At 57.9% G+C, this 17,786-nt stretch carries 13 protein-coding genes; all 13 read right to left on the bottom strand.

Annotated elements, in window-relative coordinates; translation table 11 throughout:
• Positions 1-486 precede the first annotated feature (486 nt).
• Complete coding sequence (locus QRN60_RS05520; RefSeq protein ID WP_284765078.1) at positions 487-780, bottom strand: hypothetical protein; 294 nt, start codon at positions 778-780, stop codon at positions 487-489.
• Positions 781-962: 182 nt separating this feature from the next.
• Entirely contained in the window at positions 963-1,301 is a 339-nt protein-coding gene (locus tag QRN60_RS05515; RefSeq protein ID WP_111817236.1) for a hypothetical protein, read from the bottom strand.
• A 13-nt stretch (positions 1,302-1,314) separates the two neighbouring features.
• Positions 1,315-1,869 carry a hypothetical protein gene (locus QRN60_RS05510; protein WP_284765077.1) on the bottom strand — a complete coding sequence of 185 codons (555 nt, stop codon included), beginning with the start codon at positions 1,867-1,869 and terminating at the stop codon, positions 1,315-1,317.
• Positions 1,870-1,878: 9 nt separating this feature from the next.
• Positions 1,879-3,015, bottom strand: a complete 1,137-nt coding sequence (locus tag QRN60_RS05505) for a hypothetical protein (RefSeq protein WP_284765076.1) — start codon at positions 3,013-3,015, stop codon at positions 1,879-1,881.
• Positions 3,016-3,058: 43 nt separating this feature from the next.
• Positions 3,059-6,748 (bottom strand): hypothetical protein, encoded by a 3,690-nt coding sequence (locus QRN60_RS05500; RefSeq protein ID WP_284765075.1) that lies wholly within the window; start codon positions 6,746-6,748, stop codon positions 3,059-3,061.
• Between the two features lie 33 nt (positions 6,749-6,781).
• Positions 6,782-9,574, bottom strand: coding sequence for a hypothetical protein (locus QRN60_RS05495; RefSeq protein WP_284765074.1), 2,793 nt, complete (start codon positions 9,572-9,574; stop codon positions 6,782-6,784).
• A gap of 149 nt (positions 9,575-9,723) precedes the next feature.
• On the bottom strand, positions 9,724-10,224 hold the full coding sequence (locus tag QRN60_RS05490; protein ID WP_112212717.1) for a virion core protein, T7 gp14 family: 501 nt from the start codon (positions 10,222-10,224) through the stop codon (positions 9,724-9,726).
• Positions 10,225-10,665: 441 nt separating this feature from the next.
• Entirely contained in the window at positions 10,666-13,038 is a 2,373-nt protein-coding gene (locus QRN60_RS05485) for a phage nozzle protein (RefSeq protein ID WP_284765071.1), read from the bottom strand.
• A complete protein-coding gene (locus QRN60_RS05480) occupies positions 13,038-13,634 on the bottom strand; it encodes a phage tail tubular protein A (protein ID WP_112212719.1) in 597 nt (198 codons plus the stop codon). The genes QRN60_RS05485 and QRN60_RS05480 overlap by 1 nt, the downstream gene beginning before the upstream one ends.
• Positions 13,635-13,687: 53 nt before the next feature.
• Complete coding sequence (locus tag QRN60_RS05475; RefSeq protein ID WP_112212720.1) at positions 13,688-14,638, bottom strand: major capsid protein; 951 nt, start codon at positions 14,636-14,638, stop codon at positions 13,688-13,690.
• Between the two features lie 79 nt (positions 14,639-14,717).
• Complete coding sequence (locus QRN60_RS05470; RefSeq protein WP_112212721.1) at positions 14,718-15,281, bottom strand: hypothetical protein; 564 nt, start codon at positions 15,279-15,281, stop codon at positions 14,718-14,720.
• A gap of 2 nt (positions 15,282-15,283) precedes the next feature.
• Positions 15,284-16,159 carry a hypothetical protein gene (locus QRN60_RS05465; RefSeq protein ID WP_112212722.1) on the bottom strand — a complete coding sequence of 292 codons (876 nt, stop codon included), beginning with the start codon at positions 16,157-16,159 and terminating at the stop codon, positions 15,284-15,286.
• The gene (locus tag QRN60_RS05460; RefSeq protein WP_284765067.1) at positions 16,146-17,780 is read right to left on the bottom strand and encodes a portal protein; all 1,635 of its coding nucleotides are present in this window, start codon (positions 17,778-17,780) and stop codon (positions 16,146-16,148) included. The genes QRN60_RS05465 and QRN60_RS05460 overlap by 14 nt, the downstream gene beginning before the upstream one ends.
• Positions 17,781-17,786 lie beyond the last annotated feature (6 nt).

The raw sequence follows: 17,786 nt of genomic DNA, 5'->3' as shown, positions 1-17,786 counted from the left end.
GTCCTCTCTCGGTTCGAGCTGCCATTGACGGATTGGGGAAAGGTCGTCCCACTCATCGTAGAGCCGCTTACACATGAGATCGAACTCAGTGTCGGGCACGAGGGACGCATCAAGGGAGTAGTAGAGTAGAGACAGCATGACCACCTTGCGGGCTACAAGGTCAATGCTGTCGGCTATGGCGTGTTGCCTCCCGGAAGGGTGATCCACCATGTCACGCACGGTAGGAAGTTCACACAGAGGCGCTTATTGAAGGGGGACCAGTGGGCACCTACCCAGAAGCTCCCCCATCTGAAGAGGAGGCCAGTATTCATCGGGTCGGGTTCTTTGCTTTTCTGATCGTTGTAGTCTTTTGCTCAACTCGGATAAGGGTCTTCCCGAAAAGCGCTCGGGAATGCAGCAAGGCATCCTCAAGCGTGGTCACATTGTACAGCGGGATGGTCGTGGCTGAGAGTACAGCCGTAAAGACCACCTCGGTCTCCTCGTCCTCTACCATTTCAGGTCTACTCCAAGAGTTGAACCGACGAAGCTCATAAGGGTGATGAGAAGCGCTGAGCCTACGATCTGTAGGCCCCATTGGACCCACCCTCTGCGGGCACTGCTGGCATCGTCTCGCCAAGTTTCCAGCTCGGTTACGCGGGCGGGATCGACAAGCTTCTCCTCGATGACCTTTTCGATCTTCCCGAGGCGTCGGTTGATTTCGGATTGCTGCGATTTGACGACCTCAAGACCGGCATAAAGCTGCATCTTGAGGCCTGCATCGTCATCAGGCGGCGGCGTCATCGGACCCTCCCCGCTTTGCTATGCGGAGGACGTGGATGCGGAACCACGAGACAATCCCGTGGTCCTCGGAGACTTCCACGGATGCTTCCGTCTTGGCCTCTTCCAGTCGTCTTTCGATGTCATCAAGACGCTTGATGGAGATTTGGTGCCGCCGCTGAATGGACCTCAGGGAGCGCCTGATCTCATCGTTCATATTCAGGCTTCTCGAAGGTTGGCAGAGGTGCCGGCTGCGAGGCTGGCTTCGGTCCACCACTGGAGGGATCATTGCCAGGACTATCGAAGAAGATCAGTCCGTTGTCCTTGAGGATCTTCGCCGCGGTGGCCTTCTCCTGAGGTGTTGCTGTGCCCGCACGGATGTTCCTCAGGAGGTCCTTGAAGAGTTCCAACTGCATCTCCGAGAGAAGGTCCTTCAGGCCGAGGCCTTCAAGATCATCGTCCCCCGAGTTGTCACCCACCCCCGGTCGGTACTCCGGGGAGTCCTCAAGATTGCCGCTGTTGTAGTAGTCGTCTTCGTTTTCCAAATGGGTATTCCTACTATGTGGATGGGGCGAGGATTGCGCTGGCGGTTTCGGCACCAAACAGCTCAGTGGCAATCTGCTTCAGGAGAGGCCAAAGGCTGTGGTCGCTTCTGTAGGAGCCAGCGGCCTCAAAGATTTTCTGAGTGCGGAACGGCTGCAAAGCCATTGCATCGCGTACCTGCTCTGCTTGCTCGTCAGTCATGCGTTCCCAAAGGTCCACAGAGTAAACAACTGTAACGGGCTCTGGGATTGGTTCGACTGGTGCGGCCTGAAGCGCACCGTTCTGGTAGATCATCCCTTCCGAGATAGCCTCGTGGTCCGCGTCGATGCCCAAGACGATCTTGTCATTTGGCACCATGCGCGAAGGGTCCTGCTCGACGTTGGTAACTCTGAGGGATACCGGATCGACCATTGCCCACGCGCCGTAAATGGCCGTCAGAAAGTTCCCCTGCTCATCCCATGTCGTGAGGCCGCGCCGCAGGTCGTACCAGTCTTGACCATCCTCGTTTGTAAAGAACTGGATGCCGGTAGTACTGGTGAGCTTGAAGTGTCCGAAGTTAACGATTTCCATAAATTTACCTCAGGCGTTATGCGCCGTGATCCAGCCGCGCACTGGGTCAAATAGTTGGAAGTAGCGGTAGCAGAAGTGCTTCATCCAGTTGTTGCTCTCGACCCAAAAGCCGGTCACCGCGCTCCCTGCCGGGGCTTCCTGCCACAAATTGTAACGCATGGTGAATTCACCACGGGACACCCACCGGGAATTGAGGTTCGCCACGCGGTCATTGGCAACCGCCCAAGCACGGGAGTCCGCGTGGGCTGCGGCTCGGGCTTCAATTCGACTGTTCAGGTCACCAAACTGAGATGTCCAGACAGCGCCGTCGTTTCCGACTGTAAAGCGTCTGTTAGATGCTGAATTGTCCCATACGTGAAACCCGCCGTCTTCGCGGACCTGTAAGCTCACGTCTCGAATGCCGGGGTAAAGCATTCGGAGGGCTGGATATGTCTTGTTGATGGTGAGTTCACCTGTGAGGGTGTCGCCAGACTTGGAGACCCTGCCACCAATGGCCGTATCTCTCTGGCTAAGAGCAGTATCGATAGCGGTCTTAGTGTAGTAGCCGCTTATGATCTGGGACTTGGTGTAAAAGTCAGACTGGGCACTCAAAGAGGTAAGGAACGTGCCATCTGCCTGAGCCTTCGTGTAGAAATTTAGGGGATCGAACTGGTCCGCCCGCGCCGCCGCCTCCTCTGCTGCTTCTGCCGCTGCTTGGGCCTGATGAAGGACATCAGAAACGGCCTCTGCGGCATTCGCTGCGGCACTTGATGCGGCTAGATTGGCATTTGCTGCGGATTGGGCAGCGGCCTGCACAGCCTCCTCCATGTCCTCCACATACTGGGTGACTTCCTCGATCTGCTCATTACGCCGAGCTTCCTTGTCGGCATACTCTTGGATCACGAAGAGGGACTGACGGAAGTTCGCATTAGCCCCCTGCCAGTCATAGACCGACGAGCCAGACTGAGAGGACTCGTATCCACCCACCGGGGTCCGCCTCTCTATCCTCGTAACGGCCCCCGCCGGAAACCCACTAAGGGCCCGGATGAGACCGTCATTCACCCACTCGTAGAGATTGGACGGCACGTCAACGCCATCCACCATCACGAAGACCTCATCCCTCTTGCGGAACGCGAAGGACACAGGCTGGGTGTCACCGGAAGACATGCTCCCGGTTTCCACAAAGCTATAGTTCATCTTTCACCTGAAGTTAGAAGCCGAGGCGCTCTAGGAGTTCCTGTCCAGTCATCCCGGAGCCTTCCCGTTCGGCCTTGTTGTCGAGGTAGGCACCTGCGGCCTCTACCTTGCGCTGGAGCACCTGCTTGCGAAGCTCAGGGAACTCCTGAAGCATCCGCTTGTAGGCCGCCGTTCGGTACTTGCTGACCACATCTGATATCGCCGAGAGCTTGGTCCCATCTGTAGCAGCATCGCCGTCCGCGAGGAGCGCATAGTCGGGGTGCTCGATGAGGGTCTTCAGCGCCTCCTTGAGCTTGGGGCCCGAAGGCGGCTCAGCGGAGTACTCCTGATAGACATCGTAAGCATTCCGCCCGTTGCCGAGCGTCACGTCTCGAAGGTCCACACCCATCTTGTTGGACGCGGGACGTTGAAGCCCAAAGCCAGTCTCAAGGATGATCCTGTTATGCTCGTCGGTCACGATGTCCGCGCCCCCGGTCGAGGTCAGCCCGAGGGTTCGCCACACCGGCTCCCCGAAGACATCCCGCTTGGGGGGAAGCGTCTCGGAGAAGCCCGGAAGGTTCTTCTTGATGTTGTCCACAAAGCCCCGAGCCTCTCGGAGGTATGGGTCCTGATTGACGTATCCACGCAGAGCTGAAGATGCAGGAACGGCATTGGCCGCCATCCCTCCGAGGAATTTGCCCATCCGGTCCTCATCAGGATCGGACAGAGCGTCGATTGCCTGATTGAGGTTCAGAAGGAAGGACTTCTCGGAGAGGTTCTTGGCAATGGCGATAGCGGAGGCGTTGATGGCCTCGGCGTAGTTCCGTTCGTCCTGCTCAACCTGATAGATTTCTGCCAAGTCGGCAGCAATGCCCATAACGAAACCCGTGGGGTCAAACTTGCCGAACGGGATGTAGGTCGTACTGCCGTCCTCGTTCTGCTTCTTGAAGGAGTATGGCTTCCAGCCCTGCGCAATGAGTTCCTGCTTGAGCTTGGGCTCGGATGGGCCGCCTCCTGTGATCCTGCCGTTCATTGCAAGAAGGGTCGCTGTCCCCAAGAACATCGAGCCGAGGGCCATCTGCCCGTAGGCCTGTGCCTGTGCTTCCGGCCCCAGTGCCCCGCTCACCATCTGCCGGTATTCCTTCTGGGCGATATTGAGCCCCGGAGTGTACTTGGTGGCGTAGCGGAGAACGTTGATGGGTGTCTTTACGAACGGCAGGATGAAGCCCAGCGTCGGATGGTTGTTTCGGGCATTTCTGAGGGTTGCTCCATAGGTCCCCGGAAGAAGCTCCTGAGAGAACGTCACCGTCTGGGCCTCGCGAAGCGCCACAGGGTCAATGGCCTTGCCCTCAGCATCGTATGCCGCCTTCAGGCGTTGCTCTAGGAAGTCCTTCAGGTCCCTGCCCTTCAGGCCCAGCTCATCGGCTTGCACCATGGCCCTTGCTTGAACCATTGAGCGATAGCGGATGGTCTTGAAGAACTCATCCTGTGCTCCGAGGGTTCGTGTTGGCAGGCCCGTGCCCAGACGCCAGAGGTTCGCTTCCCAGATGTTATGGAAGACATCCGAGAAGTCCTTCGCGTCCCGCATATTGAGGGGGCGATGGACGGTATGGTCGGTTGCTTCGAGCCACTCCGTCGCATGGGGAGCTAAGAGGCTATCCCCCTTATCGAATGCATCCACCGCTGCCTTGAGACCATCGGTCAGGGAGGACAGGGTATAGTAATACTCCTTCGACGCCTGCTTTCGGATCGCGGAGCCACCCTTCACAAGGAAACTGCCGATCTGCTTTTCAAGGGGGCGTGCACCCAGCATGTAGACGTTGGTGGTCAGGTTGACGAGGTGCGTGGGGTAGAGCCAGAGGAGACCATTGCGGGTCTGGGACAGCAGCTCATCAGTGACGATCTTCCAGAAACCCGGCTTTGCCATGTCACGGATTTTCGCTGGGTCACCTTCCGTCCTGTAAAGGAGGTCAACGAACTTCTCGTCATCCATACCCTTGAGTTTTCCCAAAAGGTCTGGGCTAATCTGGAACTCGCTACGCATTCTCCGCATGGTCCTGCCGACATTGGCGCGGATACTCTGGGTATGGCCAAAAGCCTGCATGGCGAGTTCAAGGCGTTTCTTCGCCTCGGCCACGGCCAGCACCTTGTCACCGTCGAAGTCCACAAGGTTACCCGCCCTGATCTTCCTGACGACATCGAATGCATCGAGGAACATCTTATTGGTGACCAGATAGCCAGTCTCCATGGAGCGCACGAGGCCCTTGGCGGACTCACCCGCCTTGGCAAGGTCACCAAAGATTGCCGCTGGGTCCTCATTGTAGAACTTGGCGACCGCCCGGATGGATCGATCCACGGAGGCATCCTTCAGGACATCGCCGCCCTTCATCGCATCCAGCTCCGGCTTGAAGACCGTCACGGCATTATCGATGAGAACCTTCACGTCTTCCGGGGTGCTGAGCTTCTGCCACGGGATGCTCCCACCGTCAGAGAACTTATGTCCCTGAAGGAGAGCCTCATTGTATGATCCCGCTTGCTCGATGGCGGAGAGGTCGAAGTCTGTACCGCGAAGGACTTGCGCCATGTCCACTTCTGAAACCTCGGGGGTCTCAATTGGCTTCACGGCGTCGGCCTTGGGAAGGTCGGAGGCCTCGGACTTCACCGGGACCGTTACCGACTCATCGGCCAAAGCCTGTGGCTTCTCACCAAGAGCGATTGGCATCTCGTCGGCAGCCTGAGGAGGTAGATCAACCCTCTCGGAACCGGCCTGTATGCGGACCCTCGGCTTGCCTTCAGATGCCGGAAGTGCCTCTGGCGGAGGCGCGGCCAAGGGGTTACCGTCCACATCCACCCGTTCGCTGCCTGCCTTAACCCTTACGCGGGGCTTCGGGGTTTCAGCCTCGGTAATCAGGGAGACGGTCTCTGGGGTGTTTACCTCTTCGAGGGCAGCACGGGCTGCCTCCTGATCCCCCTGCTTGGCATAACGATAGGCCTTGAGAACACCCGCGAAGAGACCAGTGAGTGCCAGGTCCATCCCGACACCCTCAAGAGCATTCTTTAGGCGTCCCTCCATGTAACCATCGTTTGGATCGGCCGCGAGGTACTCATTCACGGGATTGGAGAGGGCTGGATACTCTTGGATGAGGTTCGAAAGGCGTTCCTCGTGCGGATCGAGGACAATGCCTCCCGTAAGAGCACCGCGTCCTATCTCGTAGGCCGTGGCACCAAGTTTGCCAGATTGTCGCAGCTTCTGGACGGCCTTGATGGGTGCGAGGAGCCTCCCTGCCCCGATCATCCCCGTGATGAACTGGGAGGCACCCGATACAACGCCAGCCACAGGAGTTGTCTCTCGGGCGGCTTTATCGATACCCTCAATGTCCTTTCGAAAACCAGACCAGTCCTCGGGCTTTACAGGATCACCTTGAAGCTCATGCACGAAGTCATTCAGCTCGAATACCGACTTGGCGGCCCCCGTGAAGACTGAGCCTGCAATGGCTTGGTTCTCCGGGGTATCCAGTCGGGCACTGTCTGCCGCATTCTTCGCGATGGCCTCAGGGGTCACGCGGTTCGGCGTATCGTACTCGCCCGTAGAGGGGTCCAGTTGGAAGCCCAGTTGCTCAGCAAGGGGAGCACTTGGGTCCACTTCCGGGAACTCTTGGGGCTGGCTGGCCTTCTGTCGCTCGGCCAAGACCGCTTGCGCGGCCTTGATGAAAGCTTCGTCCATAGGGACTCCTTACTGTGTGCAATGTGGTATGGTTTAGGCCTTGATGGCGAAGTGCGGCTTGTCCTTGAACTTCTTCCATTCAGCCCCGATGTCGAGGGTGACACCGAGTTCCTTGGCGGCCTGCTTCATGGCGGAGACAATTGCCATCTGCTTGGCGTCGTCAAAGTCCACAGCGCCATCGTCATCAACCGGCCAGAGGTCTACCGCACGAGAACCAGAGCCGTCTTTATCGAGGTGGTCAGAGTCCATCGTCTTCGACCAGCCCCACTTGACGGCCTTCTTCTGAAGCTCCTCGGTACGGGCACCTGCGCCGATCACAAACTTGACCCCAGAGAGTTCCTGCGCTCTCTTGACGACATCGCCCAGCTTTGGCCTGAGGGTCTTCAGGTTGCGCTCATGGTTAGCCACGGGATCGGGGTTCCATTCGAGGAACTGCGCGACTTCCTTCTCGGGGATTTTGGCGTAGACGGCAGGGTTCGGCTTCGTGGCCTGTGGCGTAAGGATCGCGTCGAACGGCGACTCCTTGGGTGTCTTCATGGCGGCGAATGCCGCAAGGACCCTTTCAGGACCAACGCGGGCATTCTGTCCGTCATAATAGCCCTTACCTGCGGTCGTCGGGAGGGAGGCCCATTCCTTCGCAAGGTTATTCATGAATTTGGCATCGCTGATCTTGCCCGCCATCCAGTCATCGTAGCCACGCCTTTTGAGGAGATGCATAGCCATGGCGTCCTGTGTCTTCTCATCGAAGAGAACATCGTCACTGAGGCCCATCTCAGACTGAACACTCCGAAGAGTCTTCCCGACGAGCTGGTACTGGCCCAGAGCAGAGGAGTTCCACTTGTTCTTCGGATGGGCAAGCATCTGGGATTGCAGCTTCTTGATCTCGCCCAAGGTCATCTTGGTGAGTTCCTTGTCGCCGCCCGTGTAGGCTCCATAGCCCAGCGTCTCGTTGTAACCGCGCCGCTCAGCCGTGCCCTCGGTGTAGCCGATGAGATTGAGGATGGGGAGAGTGGGACTGTCGGAAAGGTTCGTGGAGTATCCGCCGTTGGCCACCACATTGTCGATCATCTGGCCGATGGCGTCTGCGGTCTGCTTGGCGGTCTCGTTGTCGAAGGTGATGGAGTCCGTCTTCATGGGATCAACTCCGGGAGCTGGCTCACCCCCCGTCGCCCCATTGACGATCTCCTTAGCCTTCTTCCAAATTTCCATATTGAACTCCTCGGGGGTCATACCCTCAGGTGTGTTGTCTTCGATATATTTCTGATAATCGGAGGGAAGCCTATCGAGCATCGGTGGCTGCTCCCCCTTGTAGAGCTGCTCCGTCACGGTCCCACCGGTTGGTCGATTTGGGTCCACAGGTACGGGAGTAGATGCCCCATCTGGCCGCATGATTTGTTCGGCCTCTTGTCGCTGGATGTCCTTCGATCCAACGTATTTCTGGGAGTCATCCGTGGCGGCCTTGTCGTTGATCCGGGAAAGAATGGTCTCCCCGATTTCGTTGAGAGCCTTTTCGCGTTCCATGAGGGTGGCCGTTGGGTTTTTCTCGTCCCACTCCATCGCCATGTTCTCGAAGTCCTGTGTTGCTTCGAGTCCCTCGTTCGTCAGGCCAGCGCCGGAGCCTCCGAGAAAGTCTGGGAGTATCGTCGTGCCCTTCTCAGAGGTGCGCTCCTTGATCATCCCAAGGTATCGCTTGGACGTCTGACCTGTGAGGATGCCGGTCCCCTCCTGACGCGCCTTAATGAACCTATCGGATCGATCAAGCATATCCTTCAGGGTCGAGGGGTCCTTTATGATCCCGTCTTGGAATGCCTTGTAGATGACATTCTTGTCGGCACCCTCTCGGATTTCCATGAGAAGCTTGGCCACCTGCTCGGGGTCTTCAAAGGTCCTCCCCTCGCTCAGGGTCTTCTTCATCTTGATAAGCTTGGTCCGGGCCTCACCGTCATAGCGGGCCCATTCCTTCATGATGTCGTCCGGGATTTCGGCATTGGGATTGTCAGCGAGGAGTCTGGCGATGCCATCCTGAATGGCCCTCTCCCTCTGGGTGTCCACCTTCTTCTGCCGAGCGTCCTCATCCACCATCCTTTGGCGGTTCAGGGTGTCGATCTTGGAGATGGTGTCGTGTTTGACATCCCTGTAGTCCGGGTAGTCGGACATCTTGACCGTATCGCCCGGAAGCATCTTGTCCAGAAGGTCGAGCATGGCGGGATCACCATGTTCCAGAGCCTTGGCGGCGATGGTGCTCACGAGGGTCTTGTCATAGTCCTCCCGTCGAGTACCTGCACTAAGGGCCTCCTCGCGCTGAGTTATAAGGTCACCCCAAAGACGCTCGTAGTCAGTCCCTTTACCGCTCCCCAAGCCCTCATCGTTGGCAGCGTCAATGGATCGCCCGGAGATTGCCGCACGGGTATTGAGGTTCCCATTGTAGACCGACTTGGCAGACTCGGAGGTGAACATCTGGTGTCCATCTGCCCAGAGCTGCCGAACGTGCTCATTGAGCGGGGCCAACATGTCGGGGTCGTCCGTCTGGACGTTGGACTTGATGAAGTCCCCGAGAAAGGTCTGGAAGGCCTGAGGATCATTGCTGTTACGGCCATCCCAGTTCAGGTACGCCCCGTTGAATTTCTCTCGGAGCTGGATGCCTGCGAGATTGCCCTGAGCCGCCTTGTAGGCCTTCATGAAGACCGGAGAGGCATTGGCGGGGACCTTGCCCTGCTTGACGGCCTCTGCCCATCCTAGAGCGTTGTTCGAGTTGAACGCTGCTTCGGCCCGGACCTTATCTGCATCATCCTGCTTCTGCTTCCGCTTCGCCAGAAAGGCACCCATTCCGCTATCCAGCGAGGAGAGACCTTCTGCAATGTCCCTAAGAGGTGACGGGGAAGGTTCGGCTGGGCGAACATAGGTATCTGTAGGCTGCGCGACTGGCTGGATGAGACTGACGCCCTGTATGCGCCGCACTGGTTCTCTTGCCATCGTCAATCCTGAAATGCTTTGAGACCGCCACCAATTCCCTGAAGCACATAACCCATCGCGGATGGCTTCGTGGGCTTCTGCACGGAGTTGATGCGGTTCTCGATCTTCGTGTTTGTCGAGCGGAGTTCTTCGGAGAGCTGTAGGGCCGTGTTCTCGTAGTTTGTCTTGTCGGCTACCTGTTTCTGGCCTGCCTCCCTGCCAATCCCGGCGAGGATGTTGTCAAGGGACAGTCCCGATACGCCAGCCGCTGCGCCAGACGCCTCCGCTGAAGCTGACGCCTCGGCCTGCTCAATGGTGTTCAGGTGGCGCTTCTGGGCGAATGCATCCTGTTCCTGCACCATGCGGATGGTAAGCTGCTTCTGTTCATCCCGGCCTGCCGCAAGAGAGTTTCTACGGTTTTGTTGCCACTGTTCGGCTCGGGCAGCGTATTCATCGTTAGCGGCCATAAAGCTCACGGCGGACTGGGCGATTGCCACAGCCGCTAGTGCTGCTTGAACGCACATTCGTTATCCTTTCAGGGTGTAGAGGGTGAAAGGAAGCTGGTAGGGTCCTATGTGCTTACTCTCAGATGGTTCGAAGCCCAGCCTTCGGAGCCAGACGTGGTGCAGGAGGTTCCTGTCGTCTGCCCAACACTTGAGGTCCTGACCGGGGAATTGATCCCGCAGCTCCCCGAGAAGGCCATCCTGTAGTCTCACCAAGGATCGCCATTGAGCCTGTCCATGGGTGGTAGCGACGAGCCATACCCAGCCGCCATCCCCACCCCAGAACATCAAGACCCGTCCATCGTCATCCAGAGCAGCCCTAGCGAACTGCCAGTTGGTGTCCTCAAGGAGTCTGTCCTCGACATCCTGACCACACCCAGCTTGCCATTCCCTTCTGTCTTCGGGCCTGATGTCATCCGCAGCGAGGAGCACCAGCTCGGGTGTCAAATCCACGATCTGCATCTATCGGCCTATCGAATAGTCAATACTCGCCGCCGCCCATGTGGATGGGAACGGGCTGTCATTCACCAAGTCCACCCAGACCTCTTGGGAGACTCTGCCGATAGCCGCGTTGAACTCCCCAGTGGACACGGGGACCTTGTTATTGATGACATCTTTTCGGGAGACCCTTCGAGCGGAGAACTCGTAGGTCTTCAGGAGGGTTTCGTCCCGGTCCCTGACCTCAATGCGATACTCGGAGGTGGAGGTATGGGAGACAGTCATGGACCCCAAAAGCAGTCGAGAAGGGAGGATCGGACCCTCCCTCGTCTGGATGTAAAGCTGCTGGAACCTCCTCCGGCTTTCGATCTTGGCTCCAATGACGAACTTCAGGTTGGGATCGTTCGTGGTCAGCCTGACTGTTGAACCATCCACCCACTCGTGCGGTATCGGTCGGCCTCGGTAGGTCTTCTCAAGGCTCTCTTCAGTTTCAAGGCAGGTGAAGAGGTGACGCCGATCCACGGGGACTGAGTATGGAAGCGTGACAGTCAAACGGCCCTCTGCGGCATTGAACACCTTAGGAGCATCTTCAGTCACCATGTGATCCAGACGAAGCGGGATGCCCTCCTTAAAGGACTGCCTCATGCGGAGCCGCTCGATGCTGACCTTGCTGCCGATCTCTAGGATTAGGTATAGGTCGGAGCCCCGCATGGCCGCCGAGATTACCCGAGTTGCCGCCGGGAAGGTCCACCGGCTCCACGAACTGACGACACGCTGATCCCCTTCGTTTGCCCACTGGTAGATATAGATCAGTGATCCAGAGGTGGAGGTGCGAACGACTAAGGTGGATGCGGTTCCCCCAGTGTAGATTCCGAGGAGGTCACCATCCAAAAGATCGGGGCAATGGTCCGTCAAAGGTATCTGACCTGCTGGGCTTCCCCGCTGGTAGATTACCTCCATGAGCCTGTTGCTATCCCCAAGTTCCGTTCCGAAGACGGCAGAACTCAGTCCCATCGTCTGCGGAGAGACCCTGCCGTCATACTCATAGTTGGAGCTGGATTTGGTATCCACCGTATCCTCTCGGATCGGGTCCTCACCAGAGTCGATCTTGATCTGAGAGCAATCCCCCCAGAGGAACAGCTTGTCGGAAATCGCGAGGCTGTCCACAACGTTGGTCACCGTGCCGGTCGCGACATCGTAACCCACTGGGTCAGTGTCGAGGCGAGTGGTCGCCGTGTCCGGAAAGAACACGTAAGCGTTGCGGGATCGAGACAGCATGTAGGAGCTGCCGGTAAACAGCCCGAGGCGTCCTGAGATGAACTGCGCTGAGACGATCTTGCTGTCCACGAAGTTGGGAGCTTTGGATGTCTTGTCGCCGTCGCCGCTGATGCGGTTACCCCAGACTGCCTGCTTACAGTCGAAAGCATTGAAGGCGTTGTTGATGAGAAGGTGGGGCATCGTAGAGGGATCGAGCGAGATGAGGGTGTCGGGCTTGACCACCTCCTCCCAGACGCCGGTTCCGCCACTCCCAACGTACTTCATCCAGTAGTCGTCTTTGTCGGTTTCGGCTGATCCCCGGATGCCCACCACGTAGCCGTTGATGCAGCGAACCGGGAGGTCCGAGAACTTCTTCGCCCACTCCTTGAACGATATCAGATGGGTATCCCCAGCGCCGTCCTCCGAGTCCACCGTGAAGCTTACGCCATCCGGGCACCCGATGACCAACATGCTGCCAGTCACATGGACGTATGAGCCACCGGGGAGGCTCGGGATAATATTCAATTGAATGGCGTTCCCGAGGGACTGAGCCAAAGCGGTTGTCGCGATGTACTGACCGTTGGATGACGCCGAGTTATCGGGGGTCGTGTAGGAGACCGTGTAGGCCTGCCCGTTGTAATTCACCGTGGCGCGGTATGTCATACTGTAACCACCGGCCTTGAAGTAGAAGATCGCTTGGTTCGGCCTACGGGGGCTCCTTGCCGAGAGCATCCTGACCGTCTTCTGCTTGTTGATGATGAAGGTGGTATCTTCCACGGTCACGGCATCAAAGGCAGCTCGTGCGGGACCAGTGTGTTGCAGGTACGGGGAAATCGAAGAAATGTTAGTCTTGGTGCAGCGGGTGCCATCAATGAGATTGAAGACCTCGATGTTCCCGTTCTCGATGAACACCTTGTAGTGCTCTGTGGCGCTGCGCCTGATCTCGTGCTCGAAGGGATCATTAAGGGTGACGCTATGGCACTTGAGGGTCTTACTCCCTCCCCGAGCGTCCACCCCACTTTTCACATAGTTGAGGCAGTTGAGGAGTTCCTTGGCGGCGGATGGCGTGGAAGATTGCGGGGACTGCTCAGTGATACCGCCGATGAGGCTCGGCATAACGTAGGTGGTAGTCTGCGGCACTATCTACTCCTGCGGACCCTTCGGAAATGTGGGTTCTTGTCCTTCAGGCTCCCTTTGCGGAGCCGACTGTCGTAGCGCTCCAAGGCGATCTTCGCTTGCTCAGCCTCCATGTTCTTGGGACGCAAAGAGGCATCTCCGGGAGTCTCCCCGTTGATGTATGCAAGCGTCGCTAGGATCGTGATGTACCAAGCTGCGGGCTGTGGTAGTTCATCGAACGGGAGAGCGAGGATGGCCTTGATGTAGACCGGCCCGGAAAACCTGAAGCTGGAACTTGAAGCGTCATAGAGACGGCCTCCGCGATCCTGAAGCTTCTCGAATGTGCTGTAGTCTGTGGGTTCCAGCGTCAGGAGGTTCTCTGGGAGGTACACCTCACCTGAGCTGTTGGGAGTTAGCCTCAGGGAGTCCTCGGTGCAGAACGTCCAGCCCTCGGACTGAACGGCGGTACTGTAAGATGCCAATGTGGAGGCGGCCTTCAAGGCGCTCTCTGTGGCACCATCTCCAAGATTGGACACCTCGTCCTCTCCTGCGGCCCGGAGAATGGTGTTGACGCAAGACAGACGGTCAAGGCGCTTGGGCCTCGTCAGGGATATAGCCATGGATCACCTTGGAAGGAGGAAGAGAGGGGACGAAGCCCCTCCCCTTGTTTTCGTTAGACTCGTGCCGCCTTGGCGACCTCAAAGGAGCACTCGGGGCGAAGTTCGCCGTGACCTTCGAGCTGAGAGGCGATCAGAAGGGTGCCCAGACGATCATCCTGTTCCTTCATGACGACCTTCTTGGCGCGCCGCTTGAGGGTGCCAACGGCCATCTGGTTGGCGATCACGCCCACCGTATCCCGGAAGTCGCCCTGATATTTCGCAAGGCCGGTCGTGATGTTGGAGTTCGGGATGAAGTTGGTCCCCTTCGGCTTGATGCCAGCGACCAGACCGACTTCGCCCTTGGAACGGTCGCCAGAGCCCGAAGTGGCCTCAGTGTCGATGCCGTTGTAACGTGCCAGGAGGAGGTACTGCTTCCAGCGGAGCCAGTAGATCGGATTGCCGCCGCCGATGTCATTGGTGCGAATGTGCTCCACGCCAGCATAGGCCGCATCTTCGAGCTTGGACGGATCGGTCTCAACCGTGGCGTTCCAGTAGTAGCTCGGCAGGGGGCCGCCAGTGTACGGCGGAACGGTCTGACGCGAAGCCTTCACCATCGTCTGGGCGATACGCGCATTGGTAACCGCCGAGAGGGACTGGCCGAGCTGGCGCGAGTATGGCGCGGACAGCGAATAGTGGGCCATCAGCTCATCGATCTCTGCGATGAACACCGAGTCCACCGTGATCTTGTCGAGGCTGATTTCGCGCTCGTTGTGCTCCACTGTGCCGCCGAGGATGATTTCGCCGGGGGTGTGGTCGGCAGCATCGCGCTTACGGCCAATGATCGGGAACACATCGGACTTGCCCGCCGAGATGGTGCGGACGAGGGACTGGCCTTCGAAGTCGAAGCTCTGCTCGTAGGCCTCCATCACGTCATCCGAGAAGTTCCGCATGAAGAGTTCGCGGTCGTCGGTGCCCGAAAGGAGTTTCTGGCCGGGCTTCGAACGTGCGTCGGTATATACGCTCATGTATTTTCCTTAGGTTGAGTCTGAGGGTTCCCCGAAGAGGTGTCTCCACGGGGTGAGTTAAGGCTGGAAGTTGGGATGCCTAGAAGAGGCCCTGTTTCAGTGACCCATCGGCCAGCTTTTGCCTGATCTTCTCGGTTGCGGCTTGAACGACTTCTTTAGGTATGTCGTCAGGGACTTGGGAGAAGGCTTCGGTGATCTTGGAGATGTTCCCCGGCACCATGAGCTGAAGGGCATTCTTCATGCCGAACGTGGCGGAGAAGATCACTCCCCAACCACCCATGTACCAGTAGATTACGTCAGGCCCTCCGAGGGTCTGCACGAATTGCAATGTGGCCTCTACGCCCTCCCGCATGTCCGGGAAGAAGAGAGCCGGAAGGAACGCCAGCATGGGAAGCGTCCAGAGGATCAGGATGTACTCGTCCTTCCACGAGGACTGAGCCTGACCGGCCCACGCGAGGTCCCACTCAACGTCAGCCTTGGCCTTGTAGGCGGCTAACTCGGAGTCCGCCGTGATCTTTGCCAACTTGGCTTTCAGTTCGGCTTCCTTGATGAGGTCCCGACGTTCTGACCATTTCGACACCTCCCCGACGATGTACTTGAGGGGTGTCGCTATGGTTCCGAGGATGGTTAGGAGACTCCCCATGCTTAGAAGCCGCTGGCCTTTGCTCGGGCATCGATCTGGCGGAGAGCCGCGATGTCACCTTCGGCCCTGCGACGAGCTTCTCGCCACTCTGCACGGGTCTTGAAGGGCTGAGCACCGGGACGCGGCTTACCGTTACCCTTCGTGGCGTCACGCTTCGGGGTGGTCGGCTTGGCTGCATCAGATTTCTCGAAGCGGCTCTTGAGGAGTTCAATGGCTTCGAGCTTGGCGTCGAGGTCCGTGCCCTGCATGATCTTGTTGAAACGCTCACGCTGGGCTTCCGAATAACCCGAGGCTTTGCCCCATTCGAGCATTGCCTTGAGGTTGTCCGGGCCGTCTGCCGCATCCATCACCTTCAAGTCGTGGGCTGCGAGGGACTTCTGCTCGGCGTCGTGCTGGTTGACGAAAGCTGCTTCGACCTTCTTGGCGAAGGCCTTGCTGATGCCCTTGGTCTTGAGGAACTCATAGGTGGCCTCATTGAGACCTTCCGTTCCGGCATCCTTGTTACGCCAGAACTCTTCCGAGATGATGTCCTCGTTCAGCTCGCCATCCGATGTCAGATAGGCGGCCTCAAAGGCGGCTACATTCTCCGGGTCTTCGGCGTCGAAGGTCTCAGGGACAGAGGGTGGTTCGGACGTGTCATCACTGCCCTCGCCGTCATCCTCAGATGTTCCAGTTCCATCCACATCTTCGTCGGCATCAGGGGTGTCAATATCGCCTCGATCTGCATCCTCAGATGCGGACTCACGACGCTGGGAAACTCCACTCTCGACCTCCTGTTCATAGCCGTTGGTGTCGGTCGTTTCGACAACCGTTTCGCCATCACCCATGGAGACTTTCGTTTGGGTGTTGCCCGCAATGGCGTACTCAATTTGGGACATCTTGATTTCCTTGTTGCTGCATCATCTGCATGAGCATCTCCATCCCACCCGAAGCGACCGGAGCGGATGCCTTTTCGAGGACGGCTTGCTGCTGCTGTTGAGATTGGTTGTCGCTGGCCTCTTGGGCCTTCTGGTCGTCGGACTTCACCAAGCCATCGGCCTTGATGGATCGGTACGTCAGGAGACGCCTGATGAGGTCAGAACCGTTGATCTCCGCACGGAGACCCTCTGGGCCGAGAAGCTCCGAGACATCCTTTGCCACATCAATGAGGGCGGCGTAGTCCGAGGACTGTCCGATGCCTTCGAGACCTGTCACCACGTTGACCTTAACGAGGTCCGCCGGGAGTTTCTTGAGGCGCTTTTCCTCTTGGTGGTGGAGGTGGATAAACCGTAGGATGAACCAGCGCTGGGGTCCTTGCGCCATCTTCGAGTAAAGACCGCCCATGGCCTTATCCAAAGCCATTGCCATGCGCTTCCACTCTTCGGCAGTGACACGCTCACCGTTACGCTGGATGGACGCCTCAGAGGCGAACGCCATGCCCAGTCTTCGGGCCACCTTCTCAATGGCTGAGTCCACGACGCTGAGTTCGGAACTCTTCTCGGACCCGAGTGTGCTCACATCGTCAGCACGTCCGGGGAGGACATCGAGATTGTCAGCGTTCTCCACGTCCCGGATGTTGGTCTGGCCCGTGGGGTCCACGAAGTAGAGGAACCATGCAAGCGCGGCGGCACCATCTTGGAAGGACGCACTGAGTTCCTCAACGGCCTTGAGGTCGCCCTCATAGTCTGAGCAATAGCCCAACCCATAATCCGATCCCGTTTCAAGGATCATACCGTAGGGATACATCGGGGGAACATCGAAGGGCGAGTAGAACTCGGTCCCCGGAATGGCGTAGCCTCCCTCTGTCTCTTGCCAGTAGAGAAACTCGTTCTCCCCTTTGTCGTTCTTAACGATCTTCTGGCAATGGTAGATGGTGGCGGTGTCCTCCCACTCCGTCTTCTCGGCATCAACGGACCTGTTGGTGTCAGTCCTGTGCTGGATAACGGCGTCAGCCACATCCTCATCAGCGGCAGCCAACGAGATGGTGTCCTCAAGGATCGTAACCAGAGGAGTACCTTTGGCGTCCCGAACCGTAACCCAGTTGTGGAGGTTATAGACCACAGGTGCGTTGATATCGGTCCAGATACAAAGGCCATTCCCCGTGACAATGGAGAGGCGCATCCACGAGGAATATACATCCCGAGCCGAGGTGTTCTCGATGCGTGTCCTGTGGACCTCCTCCCGGCGGCTCAGGGCATAGTTCGTCTCCGAGTACAGCTCCCCGTCCTGCTCAATGTCCCCCTGAAGCGCCACCTCATTGAGGCTGTACTTGCACATCGGAAGGTTCGGCGGCAGGGCCGTTAACATAAGGGTGTTGGATAGGGAGTTGACCAGATATGCGTTGATCGACTGGTTGGCGATCTCCAAGCTATCGTGGCTTGTGTCGTAGTTCTCAGGCGGGAACACTGAGGGGATTGTCAGTGCGGCCAATCGTCGGCCTATGGAGACCACGCCTGTACGTTTCGCCGTGAGCCTCTTGTAAAGGCCTTCGGCTGGTTCCCCAAACGAGGTTTCTCTCATAGGGCT

The sequence above is a fragment of the Agrobacterium sp. CFBP2214 genome, assembly GCF_030209895.1.
Taxonomy (GTDB): domain Bacteria; phylum Pseudomonadota; class Alphaproteobacteria; order Rhizobiales; family Rhizobiaceae; genus Agrobacterium; species Agrobacterium radiobacter.
This window is presented reverse-complemented; position numbering and strand designations above follow the sequence as displayed.

Excerpts from the sequence above, each read along its gene's own strand:
- QRN60_RS05520 (WP_284765078.1), bottom strand. The coding sequence starts at position 780 with ATGACGCCGCCGCCTGATGACGATGCAGGCCTCAAGATGCAGCTTTAT.
- QRN60_RS05510 (WP_284765077.1), bottom strand. The coding sequence starts at position 1,869 with ATGGAAATCGTTAACTTCGGACACTTCAAGCTCACCAGTACTACCGGC.
- QRN60_RS05505 (WP_284765076.1), bottom strand. The coding sequence starts at position 3,015 with ATGTCTTCCGGTGACACCCAGCCTGTGTCCTTCGCGTTCCGCAAGAGG.
- QRN60_RS05500 (WP_284765075.1), bottom strand. The coding sequence starts at position 6,748 with ATGGACGAAGCTTTCATCAAGGCCGCGCAAGCGGTCTTGGCCGAGCGA.
- QRN60_RS05495 (WP_284765074.1), bottom strand. The coding sequence starts at position 9,574 with ATGGGTGCCTTTCTGGCGAAGCGGAAGCAGAAGCAGGATGATGCAGAT.
- QRN60_RS05490 (WP_112212717.1), bottom strand. The coding sequence starts at position 10,224 with ATGTGCGTTCAAGCAGCACTAGCGGCTGTGGCAATCGCCCAGTCCGCC.
- QRN60_RS05480 (WP_112212719.1), bottom strand. The coding sequence starts at position 13,634 with ATGGCTATATCCCTGACGAGGCCCAAGCGCCTTGACCGTCTGTCTTGC.
- QRN60_RS05475 (WP_112212720.1), bottom strand. The coding sequence starts at position 14,638 with ATGAGCGTATATACCGACGCACGTTCGAAGCCCGGCCAGAAACTCCTT.
- QRN60_RS05470 (WP_112212721.1), bottom strand. The coding sequence starts at position 15,281 with ATGGGGAGTCTCCTAACCATCCTCGGAACCATAGCGACACCCCTCAAG.
- QRN60_RS05465 (WP_112212722.1), bottom strand. The coding sequence starts at position 16,159 with ATGTCCCAAATTGAGTACGCCATTGCGGGCAACACCCAAACGAAAGTC.
- QRN60_RS05460 (WP_284765067.1), bottom strand. The coding sequence starts at position 17,780 with ATGAGAGAAACCTCGTTTGGGGAACCAGCCGAAGGCCTTTACAAGAGG.